This window comes from Rhizobium albus (genome assembly GCA_030160035.1).
Taxonomy (GTDB): Bacteria; Pseudomonadota; Alphaproteobacteria; order Rhizobiales; family Rhizobiaceae; genus Georhizobium; species Georhizobium albus.
In genome coordinates this window covers 1,247,084-1,267,702 of record BSNO01000001.1, presented here as the reverse complement: position 1 = coordinate 1,267,702, position 20,619 = coordinate 1,247,084, and the positions used below count along the sequence as shown (strand labels likewise).

The window sequence follows — 20,619 nt, the reverse complement described above, 5'->3', positions numbered from 1 at the left end:
AGCGTCGTTGGACGCTTGGCAAGGCTCAGACGATCGAAGGGGGGCCCCTCGCCGCCGGCGTCACGCGTGCCCGCTCGCTGCCGGCAGGAGTCGGCCCGATCCGCACGATCGCCGTATCGAACTCCGGCAGCGCCAGCGTCACCGCCGGCGCCAGGGCAGACGACGGCACATCGCCCGTTTCGGCTGCGATTGCGTCGAAGCTGACGCTACGGGCGCGATATTCCTGCTCTTGCTTGGGGATGCGGTATTTCTGGGTCAGGTCGGCCGAGAGAGCGGCCGACAGGGAGACCGGGGCGAGCCGCTCGGCGATTTCGATGCCGTTCGACGGCTTCGACGGAAGGCAGGCGTAGCCGAGCAAGGCGAGCAGCAGAAGCGCATAGGCGGCAAAATCGGTCGCACGCAAGCGGCGCCCCCGTCGCTCTTCCCAATCCGCCCCAATCCTGACCACTCGCCGTCTCTCGAATCTCGCGCTTCCAGCAACCCAATATGCGTCTTTCACAAGGACATCGTCAAATTATGGCAGCTGCGAAGAAAGTGCGCGGTTGTGGAATTCAGAGCCAACTCTTTTAAAACTTAGTCGTCGGTTAACCGCAGCTTCGCACATAAAAGCTCAGAGAGAGCTGTAGAGCACCTCCCGTAGACATCGCAGCTTAAATCGCGCTGATGATCTCGGTGGAATCCTGTGGCGGTTCCTGCGGCGGGAGTCTCGTCCCTCACTTCGGGCTCCACTCGATGCGGCCCTCCAGGATCCTTAGGAGGAGGCTCGATAGGACCAGATGATCAAGGCAGAGATCTATCGGATCTTGTCGATTATCGTGTCCACGGGGATTTCGTATTCCTGACATGGCTCCAGCAAAGATATGTCGGTAGCCCTTCTGCTCATCCTTATCGCTATCGGACGTGAACGAGTTGAGCTTTATGACTGGTTTTCCCTCATTGAACGCTGTCATCATTAGGTTGAAGCCGAGGTCCGCACATCCTGAAGCTTTCTTGACGGACTTCTCCAGCAACTTGAATGCCGCAAAGGTCGCTTCCGAGTAGTGACCATCGTCGAACAGCCTGACTGCGACAGCGGCCACCTCTGGATGAAGATTGCGCTCATCGAACGGGTGAACCGGCAGGGGATCCGCATAGCTCTTTGAGGCATCTGCTTTGCTACTATTGCGTACGATCCTTTCAAAAAGCCGAAGAGCATTGCTCATGGATAGAGGTTCTCTTTGATGCTCTTGAAGATGGCGTCATAAGTTTCACGAGTTTCCCCGGAAGGGAGATTAATCTCGATACGTACGGTGAGAGCCATGTCCTGGGACTTGGTGCCCGCTTCAACCTCCTTCGTAGCCGGGACCTCTGAGATAGCCATCTCAGGCGGGGGAGACTTCTTGACGGGCCGTGCCCTTACGGAGGAACTTGGTTTAGGCCCAGCGCTTGCTTTAGGACGTGCCGCCGCAGCCCCCGGTGGCTGATAACCAGCAAGCTCGCTTAAAGCTTGAAAAACACCGGCTTGACGACCGCCAATGATCTCGCTGGTACGATCCGCTTTGCGAAAGTAATTGATCAGTTTCGCTTTCGGGAGTTCCCAGGCGTCATCCTTATGAATGTCGAATAGGTCGGAATAAGCATCTTTGACGAGTTCAGCGAATGCTTTCTGGAATTCGACTGGGTCATGCGTCGTGAGTACGTCCTCGCCGCGCTCAGTGCTTTTGCCCTCCGCGTCAATGATCTTCAGAAACTGAAGGACGTTGATCACGTAGCTCTCATTGTTCGGAGCCAAGCCTAGCTTTTTCACCGTGTCCGAATTGACCGTCGCTGGAAACGACCGCTTCAACTGGTTGATCATCTGAGTGATGTTACCGGCACCAGAAATATATGGATGGGTCGCCATGCGTGTATCCTTGAAATGTCTCTCGTCAAAATCGAGATGCATCCAATTCAAGTCAAGCAGGATGTCACAGGTCAATCGAATAACAGACACCGCAACTAGAGACGAATGTAAAGCTGTAATTATTGCATTGAGTAACTGTTAGAGCCAAGGATATCCCTTAGGGAGGGGGAAATCGGGCTATCCGGTCTTTCCATCAAATGCTCTGCACATCACGCGTGCTCGAACCTGCATGCGAAACCGGTGACTTGCTTTATGTCAGCCTAGAATTGTTGAAGCGCCTGGAGGCCGAGCAACAGATGCTCGAGCGCCTGGTCTCACTCAATCAAGAGCGTCATCATCGGAAGAGCGAGGCGATGTGTGGTGGCTTCGACCCGATTTTCAGCGTCCGAAACTCGTGCCAATGGAGGGATTGCCCGACGCGGCGCCACGAGATCCCTCTAGGCCGACATTGGAACGACGCGTGAACTGGCCGAATGACGAATTTCAGCAACTCCGTATCATTAGCGACGTCCTGGCCAAGGCGGCGACGCCAACATCAGCCGATGCGATCTGGACCGTTTTCGACGGCCGGAACACGGCGAAGCGAAAGGATCGCGTACAGCAGGTTCTTGACCTCTTGGTTGGTACAGGTTTCGCGCGAATCCGGGAGGATGGTAACAAGCCGCGATACTTCCTTCCGCGGTAAGAGCGTCTCACCGAACGCCGTGCGATGGGATCATTGCCGGCTCAGGCACAAGAGGCGCCCCTCACCCGACCGTGCCGTCTCGGATTCTTACCAGATAGTCGTCGTTGCCGATCTGGCCGCCCTTCAACGTGATTTCGGTCGTGCCGCCCGTGTCGCGATGGGCGAGGCAGACGGGGGAGCCGGGGGATTGGGTGATGGGGTGGCGGAGCGTCAGGGCGAAGATGCCGAGCTGCGAGAGGGCGTGGCTTGATGTGTCGCCACCCGCCACCGCCACCCGGGCAAGGCTTGTTCGGTCGATGATCTGATCGAGCATGTAACCGAGAGCGCGGCCGACCGCGTCGTTCTCGGCAGCGTCCATCGACACGGTGGTGTCGGGGCCGAGCGCCGTGTGCAGGATCGGGCTCTGTCCAGCCTCCAGCGCTGACAGCGCCCGAGACAGCGCAGCATCGATGACGGCATCCGCGTTCATGCCGGAGACGATGGCGCGGTAATCGACCTCGATGGGCAGGAAGCCTGCGTGCGCAGCCGTCCGGATCTGTCGCTCTGTGGTCTGCGAGCAGCTGCCGGAAACAACGGCAATGCGCGCCTCGCGCTGAAGCGGCTCGAATGAAGGCAGCTCCGGCGAAAGCACGCCGCGCGCGCGCCAGGCGGCGATCAAGGCGTAATCGACGCCGGACGATCCGATGACGAAGGGGCCAAGCTCGCCCTCCCCGGCGAGGATGAGCTCGCCGGCCGCCTGCTGTGTCGCAAGATCGTGCACGTCGATCAGCACGCCACGCGCGCCGTCGTCGCGAAGCGCAGCAAGGCTTGCCGGCGTGGCTTCGCCGCCGCCGACGCGTGCGAGCGGCAACTCGGTCTGTCCCGCGAGATGAAGCACGAGATCGGCCTCTCGCATCGGTGTCGCTGGATGGCGGCTCATCACCGGGTGGCGGTCGATGCGATAGACCGCGTCGCGATAGCCTGCGAAAAGGTGCCCAAAGAAGGTGTAGCGGCGCAGCTGCGGCACGCCGACGATAATCGCCGCCATGTCCTGGCCGAAGATTTCGAGGCCGATTTCGAGCGCGCGGCCGATCGAGCCTTGGTGCGGTGCGCTGTCGAAGGTCGAGCAGACCTTGTAATGGCAGTGCGCAGCGTTCAGCGATTTCAACCAGAAAAGCGCATCCCGCAGCTCCCGATCCATCCAGATGGGGCTCTGGCTGCGGCTTGTTCCGGCGAGGCCAACGGCCCGGCAATGGGCGAAAGGGGCAAACTCTTCGGCGTTTGGCACGCGGGTGAAGAGCACCGTTGCGATGCCGTTCGAAGACAGCGCCTCCATGGCGTCGGTGGAGCCGGTGAAGTCGTCGCCGTAGAAGCTGATCAGCGGCGCGCCGCTCATCCGAAGCGGTCTCCGAAGACCTTCAGCGCGTCGGCCAGTTCCTTGTGATCCCGCGCGTAGTCGGCGGCGGGACTGCCCTTGACCGCTGCCTCTGCCGCCTGACGCAGGCTCGCGACACCGCCGGCGACGCCGCCCGGATGCCCCATGATGCCGCCGCCGGCGCAGTAGATGAAGCCAGTGGTGCCGATCGCCTTGTAGGTCGGCTGGATCTGAACCGCCGTCTGGCCCGACGAAAACACCGGCATCGCCGCAAAACTTGCCCGCTTGCCGCAAAACATCGGCTCGGCGACAGCGCGCGCGGAATCGATGACGCTGTCGTCGCTCTCGCTGAACTTGTTGCCGAGCCCGTTGACATGCAGGTGGTCCGCCCCCGCAAGCCGCCAGAACTTCTGCCAGGCGCGATAGGAGAGCCCGATATCCGGTGAGCGCTGGAACAGGCCCCAGCCATTGCGGTGGCAGTGCAGCGGCAGTTGCGCATGCCGCCGGATCGCGCCGAGACCCGCAAGGCCGATGGAGTGGAGGCTGACCATCAGGCAGGTGCCGCCTTGCGCCAGCACCAGATCGGCATTGCGTTTCATCTCATCGACTTCGTCGGTAATATTGAACGCGTACATGACCTTCTTGCCGGTCTTGTCCGCATGGGCGTTGATCACGTCCATGACTGCGCTGACCCGCTCGGCAAGCGGGCAATGGGGTCCGTTCGCCTGCAGTTCGTCGTCCTTGATGAAGTCGATGCCGCCATCACAGAGTTGCTGCACGAGCGCCGCCGTCTCATCCGGCGACAGGCCGACGCTCGGCTTGACGATGGTACCGATCATCGGCCGGCCGGAGACACCTGCGAGAAGCTGCGTGCCTTCCACACCGAACGCGGGACCCGGGCAGGCTTCGGCAAACGCGTCTGGAAACGTGACATCGGTAAGCCGGATGGCGGAAACTTCGGCAAGTTCGAACAGATTGCCGGCGACCGTCGCCAGCGTGTTCGTCAGCGACGCGCCCATATTGTCGAGCGGCCAGGACAGAACGATCCGCCCGCGTTCATAGGCTGTGCCCGGTTTGCGCACCGGCAGCGACGGCCTGTCCCGCACTTCGTCGACAATGACGTCCTCGACATTGGCGCCGGCGCGGCTTCTGAGATCATCGGTCTCGCCCGGCAGCCGCATGAACGTGCCGCAGGACTGTTCGCCCGCAATGACGCGGGCCGCCCTTTCGAGCCCGACCGGGCTCTCGACCTCGTACTCTGCGAACAAGCGCGCCATCGCTGAAGCTCTCCCCTGACAACGAGCCGGAATATCATCTCATCATACCAGTTGACAACATGATCTTTCCTTTGCAATCCTCCGGCTCGAATGAGGGAGGCAAGCAGCATGAAAATCGCTCTGATCGGCGCCGGTGGAAAAATGGGTGTGCGTCTGTCGCGCAATCTGAAGGGCTCGCGCTACGACGTCGCCCATGTCGAAGTCAGCGAGATCGGCCAGAAGCGGTTGCGTGACGAGGTTGGCGCGGAGTGCGTCGCAGTCGATGAGGCGTTGAAAGGCGCAGAGGCCGTGATCCTGGCTGTTCCCGACACGGCGATCCGCAAGGTAGGCGCCGATATCGTGCCCAAGGTCGCGCCTGGCACGATCGTCATCGCACTCGATGCCGCGGCTCCCTTTGCCGGGCATTTTCCCGAGCGCGCGGACGTCACCTATTTCGTCACCCATCCATGCCATCCGCCGATCTTCAACGACGAGACCGATCTTGCGGCCAAGCGCGATTATTTCGGCGGCATTGCAGCGCGCCAGGCGATTGTCAGCGCGCTGATGCAGGGGCCGGAAGAGCATTTTGCCATCGGCGAAGAGATCGCGAAGACGATCTTCCAGCCGATCCTGCGGTCCCACCGCGTGACGGTCGAGCAGATGGCGCTGCTGGAACCCGGCCTGTCGGAAACCGTGTGCGCGACGCTTCTTGTCGTGATGAAGGATGCGATGGACGAGGTGGTGCGCCGCGGCGTCGACCGGGTGGCAGCACGCGATTTCCTGCTCGGGCACCTGAACATTCTCGCGGCTGTCGTCATGGAAGAAGTCGATGGCGTCTTCTCCGATGCCTGCAACAAGGCCATCGTGAATGGCAAGCCGCGCCTCATGCGCGACGACTGGCTCGGCGTGTTTGAGACCCACGAAATCACCGAGAGCATTCGCCGGATCACCTGACGCCGGCCGGCCGTGGATGGACGAACGCAGCGATCCGCTGCAAGTATCGGCTGAAGCAACATTCGGGACGCGCTGATCACGATGGAAAAGCTGAACGACCTGGAAGCGATTGACGACCGGATCGTGCGCCGCAAGCTCTCCGACCAGGTGTTCGAGCGCTTGCGTGAAATGATCGTGCGCGGTGAACTTGGAGCCGGCGATCCGATGCCGTCGGAACGCGAACTGATGGAGCGCTTCGGCGTCGGTCGTCCTGCCGTGCGCGAGGCCCTGCAGTCCATGCAGACCATGGGCCTCATCACGATCTCCCATGGCGAGCGCTCGAGGGTCAGCGCCTTGTCGGCCAATATCGCGTTCCGGCAGATGGACGCGGTGGCGAGGCTGCTGCTTTCGGCCTCCCCCGACAATCTCGAGCACCTCAAGGACGCACGGCGCCTCTTCGAACTCGGCATGGTGCGCATTGCGGCTCAGAATGCGACGGCCGAAGACATCGCCGAACTGACCAATCTCATCGAGAAGCAGCGCAGCAAGATCGACGACCCGAAGGCGTTCATTCGCGCAGACATCGCCTTCCATGCCAAGATCACCCGCATGGCCGGCAACCCGATCTTCGCCGCCGTCGGCGACGCGATGCTGAACTGGCTGTTCACGTATCACACCGACCTGCTGATCTGGTCGGGCCAGGAAGAAACCACCTTGCGGGAACATGCCGCGATCGTTGATCGTCTCGCTGCCGGAGAGGCGGATGGCGCGGCTGACGCCATGCGCGGCCACCTCGACCGATCGGCGGCGCTCTACCGCCACCACTGAAGTCGGTAGCGAGAAATTTGTAAAGCCAATTGACTGATCGGTGCTGGCGCCGATAGTTTTGCTGCGTTGGCAGATGGCACGGAAAGCGTGGATCCGATGCATCGATGAAGCGCTTCGAGGCGCTCGGCCGGGAGGACCACGAAACGAGGAGGCCAGCTCGATGCTGGATCAGACATCCGTCACGGCCTATGGCCATCTCATCAACGGCGAAACCATTGACCCCGCGACTGCGGGCGGCATCGACGTGCTCGATCCGTCGACCGGCAAAGTGTTTGCCCGTATTCCAAGGGGCGGCGCCGCCGAAGTCGATCGTGCCGTCGAAGCCGCGCGCAGCGCCTTCGAAGGCGAATGGGGCGCGAAATCAGCGCTGGAACGCGGCCGCATCCTGATGAAGATCTCGGCGCTGATCCTTAAGAATTTCGAGGAGCTGGCAGCGCTCGAATCGCGCGATACGGGCAAGCCGATGAAGCAGGCGCGCGCCGACATCACCGCGACTGCCCGCTATTTCGAGTATTACGGCTCAGCCGCCGACAAGCACCATGGCGAGACGATCCCCTACAGCAAGGGCATGACCGTGCTGGCTTTGCGCGTGCCGCACGGTGTGACGGCGCACATCATCCCCTGGAACTACCCTTCGCAGATTTACGGCCGCTCGGTCGGCGGAGCGCTTGCAGCGGGCAATGCCTGCGTCGTCAAGCCGGCGGAAGATGCCTGCCTGACGCCTCTCCGGATCTCGGAACTGGCCCTGGAAGCCGGCCTGCCGGCGGGCGCCCTGAATGTCGTTTGCGGGCTTGGCACCGAGGCCGGCGCGGCGCTTGCCGGCCATCCGGGCATCAACCACATCTCCTTCACCGGCTCGCCACAGACGGGAACGGCTGTCGCCAAGGCGGCGGCGGAAAACCATGTGCAGGTGACACTCGAACTCGGCGGCAAGTCGCCTCAGGTGATCTTCGCCGATGCCGATCTGGACGAAGCGCTGCCCGTCATCGTCAACGCGATCATCCAGAATGCAGGCCAGACCTGCGCTGCCGGCAGCCGCGTGCTGATCGAACGCTCGATCTATGACGAGGTTCTGGCGAGGCTTTCGGAGCGCTTCTCGGCGCTGAAGGTGGGCGCAGGTGTCGATGATCTCGACTGCGGCCCCATCATCAGCGCCAAGCAGCTGGAGCGGGTCACGTCACTGGTCGACGCCGCGCTGGCCGACGGGGCCAAGGTCGTCGCCTCCGCCAGCATGGCTGAGAATGCACCCGAAGGAGGGTTCTTCTACCCTCCGATGCTGCTCGACGGCGCATCCCCGGAAAGCCGGATCGGCCAGGACGAGGTGTTCGGCCCGGTTCTCGCCGCCTTCCCGTTCGATGATGAAAAGGATGCCATCCGCATTGCCAATGCAACACCCTACGGCCTGACGGCGTCGGTCTGGACGCGGGATGGTGGGCGGCAGATGCGCTGCGCCAACGCCATCGAGGCGGGCCAGGTCTTCGTCAACAATTACGGCGCCGGCGGGGGCATCGAACTGCCTTTCGGCGGTATGAAACGGTCCGGCTATGGCCGCGAAAAGGCTTTCGAAGGCATGATCAGCTTCACCACCATCAAGACGGTCGTGCTCAAGCACGGCTGATTTTGGCACGATCCCTCCCGGGACGGCGTCGCGGCTCCTGCTGCGGCGCCTTTTTTTGTCGATCCCAATGATCCTAAAAGCCAGGCCGGTTGCTCATCATGCGGATCCGCGCATGCTCGATATGGTTGCGCATGGCGCGCTTGGCCTTTGTGGCCGCGCCGGCCTCGATGTGCCGGAAAATCTCCTCATGCTCGTCCCGCACCGCCTCGTTGCGAATGAAGGGCTGAAACTGCACCAGGAAGCGCATGAGATTGACCGATCGGGTCACGTCGTATTCGAGCGATTTCAGCGTCTGGACGATGCGCGCATTGCAGGTCGCCGTCGCGATGGCCTCGTGAAACGCATAGTCGTGATGATGCAGGATGGCATTCTGCCTCATCGCCTGGTCGAAGCGGTCAAGCGCTGCCCGCATGCTCTCGATGTCGGAGGGTCCCCGCCGTTTCGCGGCAAGATAGGCCGCCTGCGGCTCGACGATCATGCGCAGTTCAATGCCGGCCAAGAGATCGCCGATGCGCTGCAGCGCGTCGCGGTCCGCCTCGTCGCTCGGCACGCCGTCGACCCCCGCGCCGAGCGCATTCAAGACATAATTGCCCGAGCCCCTCACCGACGAAATCAAGCCATCGTCGCGCAGCTTGTCCAGTGCCTCGCGCAGCACGGGGCGTGACACCTCGAACTGCTTGGCCAGCTCGTTTTCCGAAGGGAGCTTGGCACCGGCTGAGATCATGCCCGTCACGATCGCGTGGAACAGGTTCTCATAGACCCGTTCGGACAGCCGCTCACCCTTGTTGTTGGGAAGATCGGCAACGAGGATATCGGCGGTCTTGGTCGGCATGGAAAAGTCTTGCTCCTGAAACAGGAATTTCCCGATCGGTGCCGCCGGTCAAGTTCGCGATCCGGCACAAGTCGACAGGCATCCGGAACACGCGATCGAGCGGCGGTTGGAAAGTTGTAAAACAGGTTGACTGGAAATGGGTTCAAGGTCAATGTCGAAGCCAGTGATGACCGAAACTGAGGGAGGAGAACCATGTTTCGTTTTCGCACCATTACGGCTGCTGCCGTATTCGCCTTGTCTGCCGGGGTGGCCGGGAGCGCCGTTGCCCAGACAACCTTGAATTTCGCGCACACCACCGCGCAAGGCTCGCACTACAGCGTCGGCGTCCAGGCCTTCGGCGAGAAACTCGCCGAATTGTCGGACGGCAAGTTCGAGATTCGCGAACAGGCCGCCGGCGCGCTCGGGGGAGAGCGCGACATGATCGAAGGCCTGCAAATCGGCTCGGTCGAACTCGTCTATTCCTCGACCGGCCCACTGGGCAATTTCGCGCCCGAAACGCTGGTGCTCGACCTGCCCTTCCTCTTCAAGGACTACGCCTCGGCGCGTTCGATCCTCGATGGCGAGATCGGTGACGAGCTTCTCGAGGCCGTGAATGCGCAGGGGCTCGTCGCGCTCGCCTGGAGCGAGAATGGCTTCCGCCACATCACCAATTCCAGCCGCGCGATCGACGCGCCGGACGACCTCTCCGGCCTGAAAATCCGCACGATGGAAAACAGCGTCCACATGGAGGCCTTCACGGCAGCCGGCGCATCGCCGACTCCTATGGCGTTTCCGGAAGTCTTCGCGGCGCTGCAGCAGCGCGTGATCGACGGCCAGGAAAACCCGATCCCGATCATCACCTCGGCCAATATGTGGGAAGTTCAGGACCATCTGACGCTCACCGGCCACGTCTATTCGCCGGCTATCATCATCGCCTCGCCGAGCCTGTGGGACTCGCTGTCGGATGAAGAAAAGGCGTGGTTCGAGGAAGCTGCCGATACGGCTGTCGCCGCGACACGGGCGAAGGTCGAGGAAGACGAGCACACCGGCGTCGCGATGCTGCGCGAACGCGGCATGGAAGTGATCGAAGAGGTCGACCAGGCAGCATTCCGCGAAGCGGTCTCGCCTGCCTACGACACCTTCGTCGGCCAGTATGGCGACGAGATGCTGAAGCGCATTCAGGCAGCGCAGGAATAGTCATAGGCATCGAAACGATGTGAGAACGGCCGCTCACGCGGCCGTTCCTCATGGAGCTTGTCCCATGCAGTGGTTTCTCGCAATCGAGCGGCGGCTGACGCGCGTCGCGCTGGAGCTTGCGATCCTCGCGCTCGCGATCGTCGTGGCACTGGCCTTCTATCAGGTCGTCACCCGCTTCGTGTTCGGCCACCCCTCCGCTTGGTCGGAAGTCGCCGCCCGTTCGGCGATGATCTGGATGGTTTTTCTGGGCTTCGCCGCCGCGTTCCGTCAGGGCACGATGATTGCGGTCGATTTCCTTGTCGATGTCAGCCCGAATGCATTCCGGCGCGTGCTCTATGTCGTAATCCTCATCGCCTCGCTGATCTTCCTGGCCATCCTCATCTGGTACGGCTGGGGCATGACGATGCGGGTGCGCAGCCAGAACCTGGCTGGCCTGCAGGTGACGATCGCCTGGGTCTATGCAGCGCTGCCCGTGGGCTCGGCACTGGCAACGCTCGGCGTCATCGCCCGGTTCATCGAAGTCTGGAATGAAGCCGACACCACAACCAAGGGCGAGCTCAAGGACGTGGAGGGCGCGATATGAACGCCGCCCTCGCCTTTTCGCTGATCACGCTCTTTGCGCTGGCGGTCCCGATCGGCGTTTCGCTGGTGCTCGCGAGCGCGTTCGGCATCCACTTCTTTTCCACGGTGCCGCTGCTCCTGGTGGCGCAACGCGTCTTCACCAGCCTCGATTCCTTTCCGCTGCTTGCAGTTCCGCTCTTCATCCTCTCCGGCAATCTCATGGCCGCAGGCGGCATTTCCGAACGCCTCGTCGATCTCGCAAAGTCGATGGTGGGCGGCATCCAGGGCGGCCTTGCCTGCACCTGCGTCATCACCTGCATGATCTTCGCCTCGGTGTCGGGCTCGTCCGTCGCGACGACCTTCGCAATCGGCGTCATCCTGATCCCGGCCATGGTGAGGCACGGCTATCCCGTCGGCACGGCAGCTGCCGTCCAGGCTTCATCGGCGGAGCTTGGCGTGCTCATTCCGCCGTCGATCCCGCTCATCCTCTATGGTGTCGCAACCGAGACATCGATCGGCCAGCTCTTCCTCGCCGGCATCGGACCTGGGCTTCTTGTTGCCGCAGCGCTCTTCATCTATCTGCTCGTCCTCTGCCGCATCAAAGGCTACGGCAAGGAGGACGGGCTCGACAGCCAACCCTTCTTCCGGGCATTGCGCCGCTCCTTCTGGGCGATCCTCATGCCCTTCATCGTGCTTGGCGGCATCTATGGTGGCGTGTTCACGCCGACCGAAGCCTCGGCCGTGGCCGTGGTCTACGCCCTGGTCGTCGGCATGTTCGTCTATCGCGTGCTGACCTTCCGCAAGATCCACGAAGCGCTGCGCTCGTCGGCGATCTCGTCCACCGTCATCATGATCATCATCGCCGGCGCCGGTCTATTCTCGTTCCTCATCACGAGAAGCGGCCTGCCTTCGATCGTGGCGGAATGGGTGCAGGAGATGTTCACCAACAAGTGGAGCTTCCTGCTCGCGGTCAACGTGTTCCTGTTCATGGTCGGCATGTTCATCGAAACGTCGGCGGCGATCCTCGTGCTCGCACCGCTGCTCGCCCCGATCGCAATCGCCTACGGTGTCGATCCGGTCCATTTCGGGCTGATCATCGTCGTTAACCTGGCGCTCGGCATGATCACGCCGCCGGTGGGCGTGAACCTCTTCGCCGCCTGCGCGGTCGCCCGCATATCCCTGCAGACCATCATCCCGCCGCTCGTACCGATGGTTCTGGTCGTCATGGGTTGCGTGCTGCTCGTCACCTACGTCCCGTTCATCTCACTGGGACTTGTAGAACTTTTCTATCGCTGACCATCGCGACGACATTCTCGAGGAGACCATCATGAAACTGAAAGACAAAGTCGCACTTATCACCGGAGCCGGCGGCGGTTATGGCGAAGGCATCGCGCATTACTTTGCCCAGGAGGGCGCAAAGGTGCTCGTGGTCGACATTCGCGCCGATGCTGCCGAGACAGTCGCTGCCGCCATCGGCGAGAACGCCTCCGCCTTCACCGCCGACGTGACGAAGAGCGACGACACCAGGGCGATGATCGACGCGGCCGTGGAGCGCTTCGGCAAGCTCGACATCATCGTCAACAATGCCGGCACGACGCACAAGAACCAGTCCATGCTGAACGTCGACGAAGCGACCTTCGACAAGGTCTATGCGGTCAACGTCAAGTCGCTCTACCATGCCGCCATCCACGGCGTGCCCGTGCTCGAAAAAAACGGCGGCGGCGTCATCATCAACATCGCATCCACCGCCGGTGTGCGCCCACGCCCGGGCCTCGTCTGGTACAACGGCTCGAAGGGTGCTGCGATCGCGATCACCAAGTCGATGGCCGTCGAACTGGCCGACCGGAAGATCCGCGTTTGCGGCGTTAATCCGGTGATGGGTGAGACGGGGCTCACCGACCAGTTCCTGCCGGGCGACGATACGCCCGAGACCCGCGCCAAGATCATTGCCGGCATTCCGCTCGGCCGCCTCTCGCGCCCGCTCGATATCGCGAAGGCATGCGGGTTCCTCGCCTCCGACGAAGCCGAATTCATCACCGGCGTCTGCCTCGAAGTCGATGGCGGCCGCTGCATCTGATAATGTTTGAACGGGAAGGCTGTTCTGTCGGGCAGCCTTCCTTTGCTTTTCTGGAGTGCGATCGACATGGGCGAATGCCTCATCATCGGCGGAGCCGGCATGCTGGGCCTCAGGCTGGCAAAAGCGCTCGCGGCCAAGGGCACGATTGGCGGCACGCCACTCGATGCCATCACGCTTTTCGATGTTGTCGAGGCGCCGGCCATCGAGGCTGCGATAGAGGTCACCGCTAGAACAGGCGACCTGACGGCACTCGGTGCGGCGGACGCGCTCATCGCGAGCCGCCCGGCGATCATCTACCATCTGGCGGCAATCGTTTCGGGTGAGGCGGAGCGCGATTTCGACAAGGGCTACCGGATCAATCTCGACGGCACGCGGCACCTGTTCGAGGCGATCCGGCAAGAGCACCTCAGGTCCGGCTACTGCCCGCGCGTCGTCTTCTCCTCCTCGCTCGCCGTCTTCGGCGCGCCCCTGCCCGACGTAATCGGCGACGACCAGGTGTTGACGCCGATGTCGAGCTACGGCACGCAAAAGGCGATCGGCGAATTGCTTTTGGCAGACTACACGCGGCGCGGTTTCATGGATGGCATCGGTATCCGCCTGCCGACCATCTGCATCCGGCCCGGCAAGCCCAATGCCGCCGCTTCGGGCTTCTTCTCCAACATCCTGCGCGAGCCGCTGGTGGGCGAAGACGCCGTGCTGCCTGTTTCGCCGGATGTGCGGCACTGGTTTGCGAGCCCCCGCGCCGCGATCGGCTTCCTCGTCCATGCCGGCGACATCGCGGCCGACAGGATCGGCACGAGGCGCAACCTCACCATGCCTGGCGTAACGGCAACGGTCGCGGAGGAGATCGAGGCGCTGCGCCGCGTGGCAGGTGATGCCGCCGTCGCGCGCATTCGCCATGAGCCGGATGCGGCGATCGATGCGATCATTTCCACGTGGCCGAAAGCCTTCGACGCCACGCGGGCGATCGAGCTCGGATTTACGCCAGACATTTCGTTCGATGCGATCCTCGATGCGCACATCACCGACGAAAAGATCGAGCTGTCCGCATGAGCGCCGTTCTTCTGGTGGGCCTCGGCGCCATGGGCTTCGGCATGGGGCAATCGCTCCTGCGCGCCGGCCATGAGGTTTGCGGCCACGATATCGATCCAGATGCAGTAGAGCGCTTCGCCGCCGAAGGTGGCAAACCGGCGGCTCTCGGCGATGCGGCAAGTGAAGCCGATATCGCCGTTCTGGTCGTCGTCAATGCGGCGCAGACCGAGGCGATCCTGTTCGGCGATGACGGCATTGCGAAGCGCCTGAAGGAAGGCGCCGTCGTCATGTCCTGCGCGACTTTCGCACCGGAGCACGCGATCGACTTCGAGGCGCGGCTGGCAGAGCGCGGCATCTATTATCTCGATGCGCCGATCTCCGGTGGGTCGGCACGCGCTGCGGAAGGCAAGCTTTCCATAATGGCCGCCGGCAGCGCGGATGCATTCGACTGCGCCCGCCCAGCGCTCGACGCCATGGCGGAGACCGTTTTTGAGCTTGGCGACAAGGCTGGCCCCGGCTCGGCGATGAAGATCGTCAACCAGCTGCTCGCCGGCATCCACGTGGTCTCGACAGCTGAAGCCATGGCATTCGGCATCGGCCAGGGGATCGACCCGCACCGCATGATCGAGGTGATCTCCCGTTCGGCGGGCTCGTCCTGGATGTTCCAGAACCGCGCGCCATACATCGCCGACGGCGATTATCGGCCGCATTCCGCCGTCGACATCTTCGTCAAGGATCTCGGCATCGTGCGCGACATGGCGGAGGCGGCAGGGCTGTCGGTGACGCTCGCAGATGCCGCCTTCGGCCGGTTTGCACAAGCCAAGGAACAGGGTCTTGGCCGGATCGGCGATGTGGCCGTTGCCAAGCTCTATGCACAAGAAGGTGGGATCGCCCTGCCCGATAAGACGACGAAGGACTGACCATGCTGCTCGGCTGCATCGGCGATGATTTCACCGGCTCTTCCGACCTCGCCAACACGCTCGTCAAGAACGGCATGCGCACGACGCAATATTGCGGACTGCCGCAGACCGATGCCGGAGCGGACGTCGAAGCCGGCGTCGTCGCGCTTAAGACGCGCAGCATCCCGGTCGAGGAGGCCATCGAACAATCCCTGCAAGCACTGGAATGGCTTCAGCGGCAGGGCTGCATCCAGTTTCTGTTCAAATACTGCTCGACATTCGATTCGACACCTGAGGGCAATATCGGTACGGTCGCCGAGGCGCTGGCCGATCGGCTGGGCGCCCGCAAGGTCATCGTCTGCCCGGCCTTCCCGGGTGCCGGCCGCACGCTCTATCAGGGACACCTCTTCGTGCAGGACCGGCTGCTGAGCGAATCCGGCATGGAAAACCATCCGCTGACGCCGATGACGGATCCCGATATCCGTCGCTGGCTCGGCCTGCAGGCGAAGGGAAGCGTCGGCCATGTGGCCTACAGGCACGTCGCGGGAGGCGCGGAAACGATCGCCGGGGGCCTTATCCGTGAAGACGAGGCCGGCCATCGCCTGATCGTCGTCGACGCGCTGACCGACGACGACCTCACAGCGATCGGTGCGGCGGCGCACGATATCCCGCTTCTGACCGGAGGCTCCGGTATCGCGACCGGACTGCCCGGCAACTTCCGCAAACGCGGTCTTCTGGCGGATGCGCGCGATGCGTGGGGCGGCGTGGACGGTCCGGCCGTCATTCTCTCTGGCTCCTGTTCCAACGCCACGCGATGCCAGGTCGAGCGATACCGGCAGGCGCACCCGTCCTTCGAGGTGAGCGCCGATGCCGTCATGAATAGCAGCGTGGATGTCGACACATTGGTGCACTTCGTCGAAAAGCATCGCGCTGCCGTGCCGCTGGTCTATTCGTCCGCCGATCCTGCGACCGTGAAGGCAGCACAGGCGCGCCACGGCACAGAACCGCTGGCCCAGGCAATCGAGACCCTCTTTTCAGATCTCGCCGGTGCACTCGCGGCAAGGGGTTTCACCCGCATCGTTTCGGCCGGCGGCGAGACCTCGGGCGCGGTGGTGCGCGGGCTCGGCATCGATGCGCTGCAGATCGGCCCCGAGATCGATCCCGGCGTTCCGGCGATGCGCGTTACGGGAAAGCCGCTTGCGGTGGCGCTGAAATCCGGCAATTTCGGCTCGGACGACTTTTTCGACAGGGCCGTCGCGGCGTTGGGGGCACAAACATGAGCAGCGAGGAGGTGAAAGCGCGCGAACTCGTCTGCACGCTGGCGCGATCGCTTTTCGAACGCGGTCTGACCGGCGGCGCCTCGGGCAACATCTCGATGCGACTCGCCGACGGTGGCTTGCTGGTGACACCGACCGGCAGCTCCATGGGGCGGCTTGATCCGGCGCGGCTTTCTCATTTCGACGCATCCGGAACGCTCGTTTCCGGCGATCAACCCACGAAGGAAATGGCGCTGCACAGCGCCTTTTATGAAACGCGCGGCGCGAAAACCGGCGCGGTCGTGCATCTCCATTCAAGCCACTCGGTCGCGCTTTCCATGCTGCCGGAGACGGACCCGGACAACGTGCTGCCGCCGCTGACGCCCTATTCGATCATGCGGCTCGGTAAGGTGAAGCTGCTCCCCTATTTCCGCCCTGGCGATGCCGCCATGGGCGAGGCGATCCGCGGCCTTGCGGGCAGGCGCAGCGCGGTGCTTCTTGCCAATCATGGCCCGGTCGTTGCCGCAAAGGACCTCGAAGCCGCCGTCTACGCCATGGAAGAGCTGGAAGAGACGGCGCGCCTGGCGCTTCTAACGCGCGGCATGAACCCGCGGCTGCTGAATGACAGCGAGATCCGAGATATCGTCGATACGTTCGATGTCGAGTGGGATTGAGCATCGACGCCATGCCCCTCGCCTTTTCCGCCAATCTCGGCTTTCTCTTCACCGAATACGATCTGCCCGATGCCGTGCGGGCAGCGCACCGCGCCGGCTTCAAGGCCGTGGAACTGCACTGGCCCTATGCGACGCCGGCGGCAGACCTGCTTTCAGCACTGCAAGGAACCGGCCTGCCCGTGCTTGGGCTGAATACGGTGCGCGGCGATGTCGACAATGGCGAGTTCGGCCTTGCCGCCCTGCCCGGGCGCGAAGCGGAAGCGCGCGCCGCCATCGATCAGGCGATCGCCTATGCGCAGGCGATTGGCGCGATGAATGTGCACGTGATGGCCGGTCGAGCCGAGGGCGAAGACGCAGAGCGGACTATTGCAGAGAACCTCGACTACGCCTGCCAGGCGGCCGGCGCCCATGGCATCGGCATCCTGATCGAACCGCTCAACACGCGCGACGTGCCGGGCTATTTCCTGACGGATATTGCGCATGCGGCCGACATCATCGACCGCGTCGGCCTACCAAACCTGCGCATCATGGCCGACTGTTACCACATGCAGATCATGGGCGGCGATCTCTTGACGCGCCTGACGCAGCATCTGCCGAAGATCGGCCACATCCAGTTTGCCGCTGCGCCCGACCGCACCGAGCCCGACCACGGCGAGATCGCCTTTCCATGGCTGTTGAACGCGCTTGCAGCCGCCGGCTACGACAGTCCCTTCGGCGCGGAATACAAGCCGCGCGGGCTGACGGAGGACGGGCTGGGGTGGCTGAAGGCGTTTTGAGGCGCTGCTCGCGCGCGGTTCGCTCGCCGAACGCTTCAGACGCCGATCTCGCCTTCGTCCTCACCGTCCCAGTAATGAATGCGATCGGCGTGCACCTTGATCAGAACCAAGCCTGGCGTATCGACGCCGTTCTCGAACCAACGCTCCAGATCTTTCGTCCAATGCTCCTCGAAGGCGCTCTTGTCGCGGATGAGTTCGGCTGTCCCCTCGATCGCAATGAAAATCGGCGGCTTGCCAAGCCACCCTGCGGATCCTTGAAGCGACATGGAGACCTTGGGGTCACTTTCGATATCCGAAACGGTTCGTGTCGAATCATAGGTGAAGAAATAGCTGTCACCTTGGAATTCCACATCCCGGTTGTTGCTCATCGGCCGCCCGGCCAGCGCACCATTCTCCGTGCGCGTGAACAACATCGTGAAATCGATGTCGCGCATCGTCTTTGAAATCTGCTCAAGCGTTCGATCGGTCATCGTCGTCTCCAGAAGCGACAGGGGCGAAGGTCTGCCGTGGAGAACTTGCGAACGCCAAATACGTTGCGCCGATGTCGCAAACCAGCGCGAACCACTGAAGTAGCGACAGCATCACGGTTTTGGGAACGATTGGCGCACCCGACAGGATTCGAACCTGTGACCTCTGCCTTCGGAGGGCAGCGCTCTATCCAGCTGAGCTACGGGTGCCGGCGCGAAGCGTGATCCGCGCGGAATTGGTGATAGACGATGGCGCGCTCCGCTTCAATGGGGAATTGGCGAGCGCGTGGGTTTCGCGAAACCTCACCGCCCGCGCGAGGCAAGCGGCATGTAGATCTCGAGCAGCTGGCGCATATGGTCGTTGCGCTCTTTGGCGGTGTTGCCGCCGAGCACGACGGCAACCACGCTGCGGCCATTGGCCTGGGCGGACGTTGCGAGATTGAAGCCGGATGCGCGGATGTAACCGGTCTTTAAGCCGTCGACACCGGGCATGGAACCGACCAGCTCGTTGTGACCGCGGATCGTCGTGCCCCGATAGATGAAGTCCTTGTTGCCGAAATAACGGTAATATTGCGGGAAGTCGCGGCGCATGGCGAGCGACAGCACGGCCATGTCGCGTGCCGTGGTGATCTGCGCGCTGTCCGGCAACCCGTGGGGATTGCGAAAGATCGTGCTGGCCATGCCGAGCTGGCGGGCCTTGGCGTTCATCACGCCGGCGAAGCCCTCCTCCGAACCGCCGAGATATTCCGCAACGGCGGTGGCGACGTCGTTGGCCGACTTGACGACGAGAGAGAGGATGGCTTCCTCGACCGAAAGCGTCTCCCCTGCCCTGAAGCCGATCTTTGTCGGCGGACGCGCGGCCGCGTAAGCCGAGACCGGGATCGGTGTGGTTTCAGCGAAGCGGCGATCGCGCAAACCTTCGAACAACAGGTAAAGCGTCATCATCTTCGTCAGCGAAGCCGGATGGCGCGGCGTATCGGCGCCATATTGATAGAGCACCTGGCCGGAATGCGCATCGACGACGATGGCGGCATATTTTTCCGAAAGTGGCGGCGGGGCGACCGGCGTGGACACCTGGAGGGTCGTGCTGGTACAGCCAGCCAGGAGGACCGCCGCGAAGACGAGCGCGAGGAATCGGCGCAGCGGAACCGGCGCGAAATGAAGGATGGTCTGCAAGCAAAGGCCCCGTGCATTGAATCAGAACTGTCGAATATACCGGCGGTGCCCGGCAGTTCGACGTGAAGTCGCAGTGTTAAGCCGACAAGATTAAGGCGGCGTTATTCATACTTGCATGAGAAGCTGGAGCGAGGAATTCTTGGGCGAACGAGCTGGCGGATCCCGATGAGCCTCATGCCTTTCTGTCTGCGCGCCCTCATGCTGGCGCTTCTCGTCGCGGTCGCGCCGGCACCGGGCGCCAGGGCGGCCGAATTGTCCGCTCAGCATGCTGTGGCCGAAGAGGCACGCTGCGGCTGGCGCCACGCGGTGGCACTGCCGGGCCGCCTGCCGGCCGATATCTGCATCCGTTCCGACCATTTCGCCGAGGACATTTGCCAAGCCATCGAGCATCTTTCGGAGAGCCACAATCTGCCGGCCGGCTTTTTCGCGCGGCTGATCTGGCAGGAAAGTCGTTTCGATCCGAATGCGGTGAGCCCCGCCGGAGCGCAGGGCATTGCGCAATTCATTCCCTCGACGGCAAGGCTCAGGGCACTTTCGGACCCCTTCAACCCGGCGGAGGCGCTTGCCCGTTCGGCGCACTACCTTGCCGAGATGAAGGACCGCTTCGGCAGCCTGGGACTTGCCGCGATCGGCTACAATGCGGGCGAGGAGCGCGCGCGGCGGTTTCTGGCGGGTGACACGTTCATGCCGGGCGAGACGCGCGCCTATGTCCACATCATCACCGGCCGCGGCGTCGAGCAGTGGCGCGACGATCCCCCGGCCGATCTCGACTTCGCACTGGCCACTGATGTGCCATTTACGGAAGCCTGCCTGGAGCTCGCCAAGAACAGCCGCATGAGCGAGATGCGGATGGCTGCGGGCGACTGGAAGCCGTGGGGCGTGCAGCTGGGATCGGATTTCTCCCGTGCCAATGCCGAGCGCATCTTCACCCGCGTCCAGGCGCGAACACCGGCGCTCGCCGGCGAAACGCCCATTTTCGTGGCCGAGCGCAACCGCTCCTTCGGCAGCCGCAGCCGTACGGCCGTGCGCGTTGGGCGCGATACGCGCGAGGAAAGCCAGGCGCTGTGCGCCGACATCAGGCGCGCCGGTGGCTTCTGCCTGGTCGTGCGCAACTGACGGCACGTTCTTTGGCGCAAC

General features: G+C 62.8%; 21 protein-coding genes and 1 tRNA gene. 13 read left to right on the top strand and 9 right to left on the bottom strand.

Translation table 11 applies throughout. The annotated features are described in order from the left end of the window. Positions 1-25: 25 nt before the first annotated feature. From QQL76_RS06065 to QQL76_RS06045, 5 genes are all read right to left on the bottom strand, one after another. A complete protein-coding gene (locus tag QQL76_RS06065) occupies positions 26-403 on the bottom strand; it encodes a hypothetical protein (RefSeq protein ID WP_499206809.1) in 378 nt (125 codons plus the stop codon). 310 nt (positions 404-713) lie between these two features. Continuing rightward, positions 714-1,202: a TIGR02391 family protein gene (locus QQL76_RS06060; protein WP_499206808.1), complete on the bottom strand. Its 489-nt coding sequence runs from the start codon at positions 1,200-1,202 to the stop codon at positions 714-716. Then, complete coding sequence (locus tag QQL76_RS06055; RefSeq protein WP_499206807.1) at positions 1,199-1,882, bottom strand: DUF5343 domain-containing protein; 684 nt, start codon at positions 1,880-1,882, stop codon at positions 1,199-1,201. The genes QQL76_RS06060 and QQL76_RS06055 overlap by 4 nt, the downstream gene beginning before the upstream one ends. Positions 1,883-2,628: 746 nt before the next feature. Then, a complete protein-coding gene (locus tag QQL76_RS06050) occupies positions 2,629-3,942 on the bottom strand; it encodes a four-carbon acid sugar kinase family protein (protein WP_499206806.1) in 1,314 nt (437 codons plus the stop codon). After that, a complete protein-coding gene (locus QQL76_RS06045; RefSeq protein ID WP_499206805.1) occupies positions 3,939-5,198 on the bottom strand; it encodes a ribulose-bisphosphate carboxylase large subunit family protein in 1,260 nt (419 codons plus the stop codon). The genes QQL76_RS06050 and QQL76_RS06045 overlap by 4 nt, the downstream gene beginning before the upstream one ends. 108 nt (positions 5,199-5,306) lie before the next feature. Between QQL76_RS06045 and QQL76_RS06040 the strand changes: the two genes are divergently transcribed. From QQL76_RS06040 to QQL76_RS06030, 3 genes are all read left to right on the top strand, one after another. Further along, positions 5,307-6,131 carry a phosphogluconate dehydrogenase C-terminal domain-containing protein gene (locus tag QQL76_RS06040; RefSeq protein ID WP_499206804.1) on the top strand — a complete coding sequence of 275 codons (825 nt, stop codon included), beginning with the start codon at positions 5,307-5,309 and terminating at the stop codon, positions 6,129-6,131. Positions 6,132-6,212: 81 nt separating this feature from the next. Next, positions 6,213-6,938, top strand: a complete 726-nt coding sequence (nanR, locus tag QQL76_RS06035) for a transcriptional regulator NanR (protein WP_499206803.1) — start codon at positions 6,213-6,215, stop codon at positions 6,936-6,938. Between the two features lie 160 nt (positions 6,939-7,098). Then, entirely contained in the window at positions 7,099-8,556 is a 1,458-nt protein-coding gene (locus tag QQL76_RS06030; protein WP_499206802.1) for an aldehyde dehydrogenase family protein, read from the top strand. Positions 8,557-8,629: 73 nt separating this feature from the next. On the opposite strand, the gene QQL76_RS06025 is transcribed toward QQL76_RS06030, so the two are convergent. Then, entirely contained in the window at positions 8,630-9,388 is a 759-nt protein-coding gene (locus tag QQL76_RS06025) for a FadR/GntR family transcriptional regulator (protein ID WP_499206801.1), read from the bottom strand. A gap of 192 nt (positions 9,389-9,580) precedes the next feature. On the opposite strand from QQL76_RS06025, the gene QQL76_RS06020 reads away from it, so the two are divergent. The 9 genes from QQL76_RS06020 (at position 9,581) to QQL76_RS05980 (ending at position 17,839) form a co-directional block, all read left to right on the top strand. After that, complete coding sequence (locus tag QQL76_RS06020; protein WP_499206800.1) at positions 9,581-10,564, top strand: TRAP transporter substrate-binding protein; 984 nt, start codon at positions 9,581-9,583, stop codon at positions 10,562-10,564. Positions 10,565-10,628: 64 nt separating this feature from the next. Next, the gene (locus QQL76_RS06015) at positions 10,629-11,147 is read left to right on the top strand and encodes a TRAP transporter small permease (protein WP_499206799.1); all 519 of its coding nucleotides are present in this window, start codon (positions 10,629-10,631) and stop codon (positions 11,145-11,147) included. Continuing rightward, positions 11,144-12,421, top strand: coding sequence for a TRAP transporter large permease (locus QQL76_RS06010; protein WP_499206798.1), 1,278 nt, complete (start codon positions 11,144-11,146; stop codon positions 12,419-12,421). Before QQL76_RS06015 ends, QQL76_RS06010 begins: the two co-directional genes overlap by 4 nt. 31 nt (positions 12,422-12,452) lie before the next feature. Then, a complete protein-coding gene (locus QQL76_RS06005) occupies positions 12,453-13,202 on the top strand; it encodes a Rossmann-fold NAD(P)-binding domain-containing protein (protein WP_499206797.1) in 750 nt (249 codons plus the stop codon). A gap of 66 nt (positions 13,203-13,268) precedes the next feature. Continuing rightward, positions 13,269-14,255, top strand: coding sequence for an SDR family oxidoreductase (gene denD / locus QQL76_RS06000; protein ID WP_499207125.1), 987 nt, complete (start codon positions 13,269-13,271; stop codon positions 14,253-14,255). Further along, positions 14,252-15,154, top strand: coding sequence for an NAD(P)-dependent oxidoreductase (ltnD, locus tag QQL76_RS05995; protein WP_499206796.1), 903 nt, complete (start codon positions 14,252-14,254; stop codon positions 15,152-15,154). Before denD ends, ltnD begins: the two co-directional genes overlap by 4 nt. A 2-nt stretch (positions 15,155-15,156) precedes the next feature. Continuing rightward, positions 15,157-16,413 (top strand): four-carbon acid sugar kinase family protein, encoded by a 1,257-nt coding sequence (gene otnK / locus QQL76_RS05990; protein WP_499206795.1) that lies wholly within the window; start codon positions 15,157-15,159, stop codon positions 16,411-16,413. Then, on the top strand, positions 16,410-17,063 hold the full coding sequence (gene otnC / locus QQL76_RS05985) for a class II aldolase/adducin family protein (RefSeq protein WP_499206794.1): 654 nt from the start codon (positions 16,410-16,412) through the stop codon (positions 17,061-17,063). Before otnK ends, otnC begins: the two co-directional genes overlap by 4 nt. After that, complete coding sequence (locus tag QQL76_RS05980) at positions 17,060-17,839, top strand: hydroxypyruvate isomerase family protein (RefSeq protein WP_499206793.1); 780 nt, start codon at positions 17,060-17,062, stop codon at positions 17,837-17,839. The genes otnC and QQL76_RS05980 overlap by 4 nt, the downstream gene beginning before the upstream one ends. Positions 17,840-17,874: 35 nt before the next feature. On the opposite strand, the gene QQL76_RS05975 is transcribed toward QQL76_RS05980, so the two are convergent. From QQL76_RS05975 to QQL76_RS05965, 3 genes are all read right to left on the bottom strand, one after another. Further along, on the bottom strand, positions 17,875-18,309 hold the full coding sequence (locus QQL76_RS05975; protein ID WP_499206792.1) for a pyridoxamine 5'-phosphate oxidase family protein: 435 nt from the start codon (positions 18,307-18,309) through the stop codon (positions 17,875-17,877). A 130-nt stretch (positions 18,310-18,439) separates the two neighbouring features. Continuing rightward, positions 18,440-18,516 (bottom strand) — tRNA-Arg (locus tag QQL76_RS05970). Positions 18,517-18,609: 93 nt separating this feature from the next. Then, positions 18,610-19,482, bottom strand: coding sequence for a D-alanyl-D-alanine carboxypeptidase family protein (locus tag QQL76_RS05965; RefSeq protein ID WP_499206791.1), 873 nt, complete (start codon positions 19,480-19,482; stop codon positions 18,610-18,612). A 165-nt stretch (positions 19,483-19,647) separates the two neighbouring features. Between QQL76_RS05965 and QQL76_RS05960 the strand changes: the two genes are divergently transcribed. Then, complete coding sequence (locus tag QQL76_RS05960; RefSeq protein WP_499206790.1) at positions 19,648-20,598, top strand: lytic transglycosylase domain-containing protein; 951 nt, start codon at positions 19,648-19,650, stop codon at positions 20,596-20,598. The last annotated feature ends 21 nt before the right edge of the window (positions 20,599-20,619 follow it).

What these genes read in the sequence shown, in the direction of transcription:
- QQL76_RS06040 (WP_499206804.1), top strand. Translation starts at nt 5,307, where the DNA reads ATGAAAATCGCTCTGATCGGCGCCGGTGGAAAAATGGGTGTGCGTCTG.
- QQL76_RS06045 (WP_499206805.1), bottom strand. Translation starts at nt 5,198, where the DNA reads ATGGCGCGCTTGTTCGCAGAGTACGAGGTCGAGAGCCCGGTCGGGCTC.
- QQL76_RS06060 (WP_499206808.1), bottom strand. Translation starts at nt 1,202, where the DNA reads ATGAGCAATGCTCTTCGGCTTTTTGAAAGGATCGTACGCAATAGTAGC.
- QQL76_RS06055 (WP_499206807.1), bottom strand. Translation starts at nt 1,882, where the DNA reads ATGGCGACCCATCCATATATTTCTGGTGCCGGTAACATCACTCAGATG.
- QQL76_RS06050 (WP_499206806.1), bottom strand. Translation starts at nt 3,942, where the DNA reads ATGAGCGGCGCGCCGCTGATCAGCTTCTACGGCGACGACTTCACCGGC.
- QQL76_RS06005 (WP_499206797.1), top strand. Translation starts at nt 12,453, where the DNA reads ATGAAACTGAAAGACAAAGTCGCACTTATCACCGGAGCCGGCGGCGGT.
- QQL76_RS06020 (WP_499206800.1), top strand. Translation starts at nt 9,581, where the DNA reads ATGTTTCGTTTTCGCACCATTACGGCTGCTGCCGTATTCGCCTTGTCT.
- otnK (WP_499206795.1), top strand. Translation starts at nt 15,157, where the DNA reads ATGCTGCTCGGCTGCATCGGCGATGATTTCACCGGCTCTTCCGACCTC.
- QQL76_RS05975 (WP_499206792.1), bottom strand. Translation starts at nt 18,309, where the DNA reads ATGACCGATCGAACGCTTGAGCAGATTTCAAAGACGATGCGCGACATC.
- denD (WP_499207125.1), top strand. Translation starts at nt 13,269, where the DNA reads ATGGGCGAATGCCTCATCATCGGCGGAGCCGGCATGCTGGGCCTCAGG.
- QQL76_RS06025 (WP_499206801.1), bottom strand. Translation starts at nt 9,388, where the DNA reads ATGCCGACCAAGACCGCCGATATCCTCGTTGCCGATCTTCCCAACAAC.
- QQL76_RS05960 (WP_499206790.1), top strand. Translation starts at nt 19,648, where the DNA reads ATGAGCCTCATGCCTTTCTGTCTGCGCGCCCTCATGCTGGCGCTTCTC.
- QQL76_RS06015 (WP_499206799.1), top strand. Translation starts at nt 10,629, where the DNA reads ATGCAGTGGTTTCTCGCAATCGAGCGGCGGCTGACGCGCGTCGCGCTG.
- ltnD (WP_499206796.1), top strand. Translation starts at nt 14,252, where the DNA reads ATGAGCGCCGTTCTTCTGGTGGGCCTCGGCGCCATGGGCTTCGGCATG.
- QQL76_RS06010 (WP_499206798.1), top strand. Translation starts at nt 11,144, where the DNA reads ATGAACGCCGCCCTCGCCTTTTCGCTGATCACGCTCTTTGCGCTGGCG.
- nanR (WP_499206803.1), top strand. Translation starts at nt 6,213, where the DNA reads ATGGAAAAGCTGAACGACCTGGAAGCGATTGACGACCGGATCGTGCGC.
- otnC (WP_499206794.1), top strand. Translation starts at nt 16,410, where the DNA reads ATGAGCAGCGAGGAGGTGAAAGCGCGCGAACTCGTCTGCACGCTGGCG.
- QQL76_RS06030 (WP_499206802.1), top strand. Translation starts at nt 7,099, where the DNA reads ATGCTGGATCAGACATCCGTCACGGCCTATGGCCATCTCATCAACGGC.